Annotated in this window: 6 protein-coding genes and 1 pseudogene; 3 read left to right on the top strand and 4 right to left on the bottom strand. The window is 60.5% G+C overall.

Annotated features, from left to right (window positions below; genetic code table 11):
- A partial coding sequence (locus tag EOA32_RS31630; protein ID WP_189407535.1) for a hypothetical protein occupies positions 1-214 on the bottom strand: 214 nt, incomplete at its 3' end.
- A 484-nt stretch (positions 215-698) separates the two neighbouring features.
- Between EOA32_RS31630 and EOA32_RS31625 the strand changes: the two genes are divergently transcribed.
- On the top strand, positions 699-1,223 hold the full coding sequence (locus EOA32_RS31625) for a transglutaminase-like cysteine peptidase (RefSeq protein WP_245499448.1): 525 nt from the start codon (positions 699-701) through the stop codon (positions 1,221-1,223).
- 382 nt (positions 1,224-1,605) lie between these two features.
- On the opposite strand, the gene EOA32_RS40245 is transcribed toward EOA32_RS31625, so the two are convergent.
- Complete coding sequence (locus tag EOA32_RS40245; RefSeq protein WP_245499447.1) at positions 1,606-1,920, bottom strand: hypothetical protein; 315 nt, start codon at positions 1,918-1,920, stop codon at positions 1,606-1,608.
- Positions 1,921-1,935: 15 nt separating this feature from the next.
- On the opposite strand from EOA32_RS40245, the gene EOA32_RS31620 reads away from it, so the two are divergent.
- Positions 1,936-3,054 carry a GNAT family N-acetyltransferase gene (locus EOA32_RS31620; RefSeq protein WP_245499446.1) on the top strand — a complete coding sequence of 373 codons (1,119 nt, stop codon included), beginning with the start codon at positions 1,936-1,938 and terminating at the stop codon, positions 3,052-3,054.
- A 141-nt stretch (positions 3,055-3,195) separates the two neighbouring features.
- Here the strand turns inward: EOA32_RS31620 and EOA32_RS31615 are convergent, their stop codons facing one another.
- Positions 3,196-3,678: a hypothetical protein gene (locus tag EOA32_RS31615; RefSeq protein WP_128373810.1), complete on the bottom strand. Its 483-nt coding sequence runs from the start codon at positions 3,676-3,678 to the stop codon at positions 3,196-3,198.
- A 7-nt stretch (positions 3,679-3,685) separates the two neighbouring features.
- Positions 3,686-4,474 carry a response regulator transcription factor gene (locus tag EOA32_RS31610; protein WP_245499445.1) on the bottom strand — a complete coding sequence of 263 codons (789 nt, stop codon included), beginning with the start codon at positions 4,472-4,474 and terminating at the stop codon, positions 3,686-3,688.
- A 604-nt stretch (positions 4,475-5,078) separates the two neighbouring features.
- Here EOA32_RS31610 and EOA32_RS31605 point away from each other — a divergent pair.
- Positions 5,079-6,297: pseudogene (locus EOA32_RS31605) on the top strand (hypothetical protein); the annotation flags it as partial.

Here is a 6,297-nt window from a genome sequence, read left to right as displayed (position 1 = left end):
CCGCCGGATCCGCCACTGCCGCCGGAGCCACCCGAGCCTCCGCCGCCGCCGGAGCCACCGCTCCCGCCGCCATCGCCACCACCGGAGTCACCGCCACCATCACCGCCGCCATCACCGCCGCCGGAACCACCATTGCCGCCGCCGGAGCCCCCATTGCCGCCGCCGGAACCCCCATTGCCGCCGCCGGAACCGCCGCCCTCGCCGTCGCTGGCAAGGACGGAAGCGATGAGAGCCGTTGTGATTGGCGGGCACATTGCGATTTGTGCGCGCGTGAGGATGCTTGCGCGGTTGCTGGCGATGCAGCAAAGCGCGTAGTTGGATTCCGTCAGCGGCTGGCATTGGGCGGCCGTCAAACGCGGTCGAACATTGCTCTGTGCCGATGCCGGAAGCGTCGAATTCACCGCCATAAGGGCGGATGAGACAAGCAGAATTGCGCGAGCGCTGCTCGCGCACCTTGGGTACAGGTGCATTTCTTCCTCCTAAGAAGGGAAAAAAGGCGCTCCCGTCCCCAAACTGGGCGCTATGTCAAAGTTTCCGACCATCGGAAACAATTTGTTAAGCATACATTGTTTTAGAATCTGTGCAAACGCTAATAGCGAGTCTTGATTTACCAAACCAGCGAAGATGATCTCGGTCTATCGATCCGAGGGGGATGGAACGTGATTCGTTTGGCAGCGCTCGTTGCCGCAGTCATGGCTATGGCTGGCTGCAGCGAAACCATGCAGACTTCCGGCACTGCGTCCATGATGGTCACCAAGGGTTACGCTTTCGCCCCGCCGGCCGCCCGCGGCTTCTGCGCCAGGCAGCCAAGGCTCTGCAGCCCAGGCGGACACGTCAAGCAGGTGAAGCTCACCGAAAGGCGCATGGCCGAGTTGAAGGCGGTCAACAGTTCCGTCAATGCCAGGATCATCGAACGTGACGACCCTGCCGCCGGCCTCGGCGACGATTGGCGGATACCGACAAACGCCGGCGATTGCGAGGATATCGCGATCCTGAAGAAGAGCGAGTTCATGAAGCGCGGCTGGCCGGCTTCAGCCCTGCTGCTGACGGTCGTTACATCGGGTGGCGCGGGCCACACCGTGCTTACCGTTCGCACCGACAAGGGCGACCTGATCCTCGACAACCGAACCGACGCCATCAGGAACTGGGCGCAGACTTCCTATCGCTATTTTGCGCGGCAATCCCAGTCCGAAAACGGCAAGTGGCTGCGGATCGCTTCCTGATCGATTGTCCCCGTCGGCGCAGTGCCGCGCCTTGACCGCCGGCGCAATTTCGCGCCGCGCAGAGATCCATCAATCCTTTGATCGGCTTGCACGGCCGGTTCCGCCATGGAACCATCATCGGGGGCATTCCTTGGCTTTGTCCAAGAATTGGGGAATAGCCGATACAAGGACCATCGACTATTGCCGACCACGAGCAAAGGGCAACGCCATGCGTGTGGATGTCATCGACAGTTTCGATGCTCTCGTTGAGCTGAGGGACAATTGGGATGCGGTCTACGCTGCTGACCCGGAGGCTCACTACTTCATGTCCTGGCCATGGATGGCGGGCTGGTTCAAGCGGCTTCGCTACCAATGGCTCGTCCTGGCCGCCAAGGAAGACAATTCAGCCGGCTATGTCGGTTTCTTCCCGCTTCAGCTCCGAACGGAACGAGCCAGGGACGGTGCGTTCCAAAACGAATTGCGGACGGGCGGCGGCTACTTCGCCGGATATGCCGGCTTCCTTTGCAAACCGGAGGTTCAGGATCCCGTTGTCCGGGCCTTCGCCGAGCATACGAAGCGGTTGAACTGGGCCAAGCTGCATCTTGAGAACATATTTGCATCGCCGCCGCGGCTGAATACGTTCCTCGAGCAATTTTCCGCGCCGGAATTCGTGACCGGCAAGGTGAGGCGTCCCGACGACGGCGATGGCATCGACCACGACATCTATGTCTATGTGAACCTGCCGGGCGACTGGGAGGACTTTCTCAATGACCGGCTTGGCGCGGCGACCCGCAAGACCGCGCGGCGGACGCTAAGGGCAATCGACGACGCATCCGAGTATCGCGTCACCAACGTGACCGCCGCAACGCTGGAGCGCGATCTGCAGACGCTACTCCGGTTCTGGGAAAGTCAGTGGGGCGCGAAACTGGCGGCGCGATATCACCCAGGCCTGCCGCAGGCGATGATCAACAACTTCCGTAACATGCTGCGCTGTGCCTTCGAGGACGACGCCCTCTATCTCCCGGTCCTGTGGCGGGACGACAACCCGATCGGCGTGCAGGCCACCTTGATCGACCGGAAGAACCGGGCACTGATCGGGATGCTCAACGGGCGCGATCTCGCGGTCAAGAAGCCCGCGCCCGGCTTCGCGCTTCATCTCTACAGCATACGCTGGGCCATTCAGAACGGCTTTGCCGTCTATGATCTGCAGACCGGGGATTTCTCTTACAAATATGATTTCGGCGGGCTCGAGCGCCGGGTCGAATGCCTTCTCGTCAGCACGCCCAGCCGCCGCAATCTGCGCGACCGCCTGGAGAGCCGGAGCCTGCCGGTCGTGCTCGCGCGCGCCAAAGCGCTTCATCAGGCTGGCGATCTTGAGGCGGCTCTGCGTGGTTGCCGGCAGATCCTGGCTGCCGATCCGGCCCATGCCGAGGCGCTATCGCTGCTTCGACAACTGGATGCCGCGCGACAGTCCCTTCTGCCGCAAAAGCTCAGCGTTGCCGCCCGTTTGCACCAGGCCGGAAACCTGGCCGAGGCGGAAAAGATCTACCGCGAGATCCTGGACGTCGAACCCGGGCGCTTTGACGTGCGCTACCTTCTCGGCGTGATTTGCCTGCAGCAGCACCGTTATGGCGACGCGGAGCGGCAGGTCGGCCAGGCGATCGAGATCAATCCGAACATCGCAGCCGCGCACTACAATCGCGGCCTGGCGCTGATGAAGCTCGACCGAACAAAGGACGCGCTCACAAGCCTTGACGAATGCATCGCGCTGGAGCCGGGCCACAGCCAGGCCCTGGCGCTTCGCACCGAGGCGCTGAAAGCCATCGGGCGGATCCCTGCCTCGGTTGCTTGAAGCGCGTCGCGCTGAAACGGATTCCGGCGACCTGCTTCAAGTCTTTGTTTGATGCATGTGATCGTCGTAGAACTGCGCACATTTCCGGGCGACATGCATTAGCAGGGAGCAACCAATCCGGACGAGATCCGCGGCGGCGGCTTATCTCGGGAACGAATTGTCGATAACGATCGACCAGATATCCTTGTTTATCTCCCGGATGTCCTCGATGGAACCGTGGATTCTTCTCATCTCCTCGTCATCGAGCGCTTCGATCTTTCCGTATTTGACCTCGTCCTTGCCGTCCACGATACGCATCAGCTGCGTGCTTCCGTGGGTTCCGGCCTCATCGAACGAATAGATGCAGTGGCTGTATTTGTTTCGCAGCTTCGCCTGGCGCATGAGCTTGCCGGTGACTGTCAGCACCGCCCGACGGCAGGCGGCCGGCGTCTTCGGGATTTTCGCCAGGCGCTCTACCAGCTCGATGCGCGCGCGGGTCGTGTTCAGCGTCAGGAAAATGATGATCGCCGTTTCCTTGTCGACCTTCGCAAGACCGGCAATCAGATAGATCAGCAGACTCTCGGTGTTGGTCCATGTGTAATTCAGTTGGCCAACGAGGAGCAGTATCTCCTGAAACCGAGGCATCATCGGCTCACGGCGAAGATTGGACGGACTGTGGCGAACCGGATCGTTCCAAGCCGCCGTGAAAGCTATCCTTGCGCGCATGAAACACCGCGGCCGCCTCGGTCCGGTTGTGAGCCCCCAGCTTGGTTATGATGTTGTGCAGATGGATCTTGACCGTGTGCTCCGACAGACGAAGGGTCGCGGCTATGATCTTGTTCTGCAATCCGCGAGCGACCATTTCCAGGATCTGGAACTCACGGTCGGTCAGTTCGCCCATCTCCTCGAAACCGGACCGGTCCGGCCTTGGTTGTTCGGCAGGCGTCGAATGATCCGACGCCTTTTGCGAGACGCTGCGTGCGTATGACTGGAACATCGCCAAGGGGAAATATTCGCCGCCGCGAAGCATAAGCCGGATGACCGAAAGCCAGACATCAAGCTTCAAATCCATGGGCAGGACGCTGCGCACGATCTTGAGATCGAGAACGTCGTGCATTGAGACGGAAGCTCGGCTGTCGTGCTGCACCAGGACGATCGGCGCTGCCGGATGATGCCGCATCAGTTCGGCGGCATAGCCGTCGATCTTATGCAGGAGCTCGGTGTCGATAAGGACCAGGCAGACGGGATGCTCGAACGGCGCGCAGGCCGCTTCGATGCCTGTAGCCTGCTCGACGACTATCGAGGGAAATTCCCTCTCGATGGCGTATACTAGACATTCTGGAAAGCTGTCAGTAGAGGAAACAGTCAGGATAATTCTACGCGCCGCCCAACTCTCTCCGGCACCGCTACCTACGGTGCTGTGCACGTTAACTCTGGACATGGTTGCCACCCCACCCTAGACGAATACTGTCGGTTTAGTTCTTTCCCTTCTTCAAATTTTCGGGGGCCGCCACCCCCGTAAACAGCTAGCCTTAACGACTTATACACCAAATTAGACCGGACTGATATAGTTCGGATGAGCTATAGCTAATTTTCTCCGTCGTCGCTGCCGACTGGAGACGTTCGACAGAGTCGCCGCCACCTGATCTGGGCAGGAATCTCGGCATTTGCGCGGCCGGAGCACGTCCGGGCAGCGGTCCGGCCGAACGGGCTAGCCCGAACTGTCAGCTTACAATCACCGCCCTCTGGTTCCAGACTTTCCCGGGTTCCATGTGGGATTGGGGCATATCCAGGACTCTCCCGTTTGAACGACCGGATCCTTGGTGATCCGGCGCTCCCCCGGGTTTTGCCTTGGGACGGCCGCCTCTCCCGAAGTCAAAGGGAGGTACTCAAGCAAGTCATGACGAAATTCGGATTGCGGACCTCAGTCCCCTCGGTCCGGCAGTCCATTCACCGCATTAAACGCAACGTCCGCGTACAGCCCATAGCCGCGTAAGAGAAGAATGCGGTTCGGCAGTCGCGGCCTTCAAACAGAGGACACGACCATGTCTCTCGACCTCGACAAGAACAACATCAACGCATTCGGTTTGCAGATCGTCGACAGCGAATTCGATATCGGTGACGGCGGTGGCGAAAACGAAAACAAGAACTACAATACCAACGACGCCAAGAACGAGAACGAAAACGAGAACAAGGCCTCGAACGAGAACGAAAACAAGAGCGACAACGACAACTCGAACGAGAACAAGTCCTCGAACGAGAACGAAAACGAGAACAAGGCCTCGAACGAGAACAAGAACGAAAACTCGAACGAGTCCAAGAACGAAAACTCGAACGAGAACAAGAACGTCAACGAGACCAAGGTCGACGTCGACGTCGACGTTGGCGTCAAGCTCGAAGGTGAGCTCGGCAATTCCGACGATGATTTCGCCGATATCTATGCCAACGACGACATGAAGATCGACACCATGATCAACAATAAGGACGGCAACGTCACTTATGATCCTGGCGACGACGTCACCTTCAAGGACATCCTGAACAATTCGATGACCGGCGCCGGCACCAACACCGCGTCGATCATCAACCAGACCCTGAACATGTATGACAACGACAAGCTCGACAACGCGACCGTCAAGAACGACGCCGATTTCAAGCTTGATCTGAACGCCAAGGGCGGCCACTCCGAAGCCGGTGACGGCATCTCGGCAGGTGGTGGGACCGCGGACGGCGGCAGTGACGCCAAGGCCAATGGCGGCGAAGGCGGCAATGGCGGGGACGCCAAGTCCGACGACGTCGAAGCCGGCGACGGCAAGGGCGGCCTGGCTCTCAGCGCGGCTATCGGCGGCGACTCCAAGAGCGACAACAAGGCCGACGCGGGCGACGCCAAGGCCGGCGACGGCGATAGCGGCGACGCCAAGGGCGGCGAAGTCGACACAGGCGACGCCAAGGGCGGCTACGGCGACGGCGGCAACGCCAACGGTGGCGATGGCCTCGGCCTCGGTTTCGGCCTCGGACTGGGCCTCGGTATCGGCGCTGCGGAAGCCGGCGATGCCAAGTCTGACGACGGCGGCGACGCCAAGTCGGATGCTGGCGACGCCAAGGCGGATGCTGGCGATGCCAAGGCCGATGGCGGCAATGGCGGCAATGGCGGTGATGGCGGCGACGTGACCGGCGGCGATGCCAAGTCGGACGGCGGCGATGGCCTCGATGTCGACGGAAAGCTGTCGCTGCTGAACTACGGTGAAGGCGGCGACGCCAAGAGCC

This window comes from Mesorhizobium sp. M1A.F.Ca.ET.072.01.1.1 (assembly GCF_004023325.1).
Lineage (GTDB): Bacteria > Pseudomonadota > Alphaproteobacteria > Rhizobiales > Rhizobiaceae > Mesorhizobium.
Note: the sequence above shows the minus strand (reverse complement) of the source record. Positions and strands in the feature narration are given on the sequence as shown.

Bases quoted from the DNA above. Each gene is read 5' to 3' on its own strand.
- EOA32_RS31615 (WP_128373810.1), bottom strand. From the start codon at position 3,678: ATGCCTCGGTTTCAGGAGATACTGCTCCTCGTTGGCCAACTGAATTAC.
- EOA32_RS31610 (WP_245499445.1), bottom strand. From the start codon at position 4,474: ATGTCCAGAGTTAACGTGCACAGCACCGTAGGTAGCGGTGCCGGAGAG.
- EOA32_RS31625 (WP_245499448.1), top strand. From the start codon at position 699: ATGGCTGGCTGCAGCGAAACCATGCAGACTTCCGGCACTGCGTCCATG.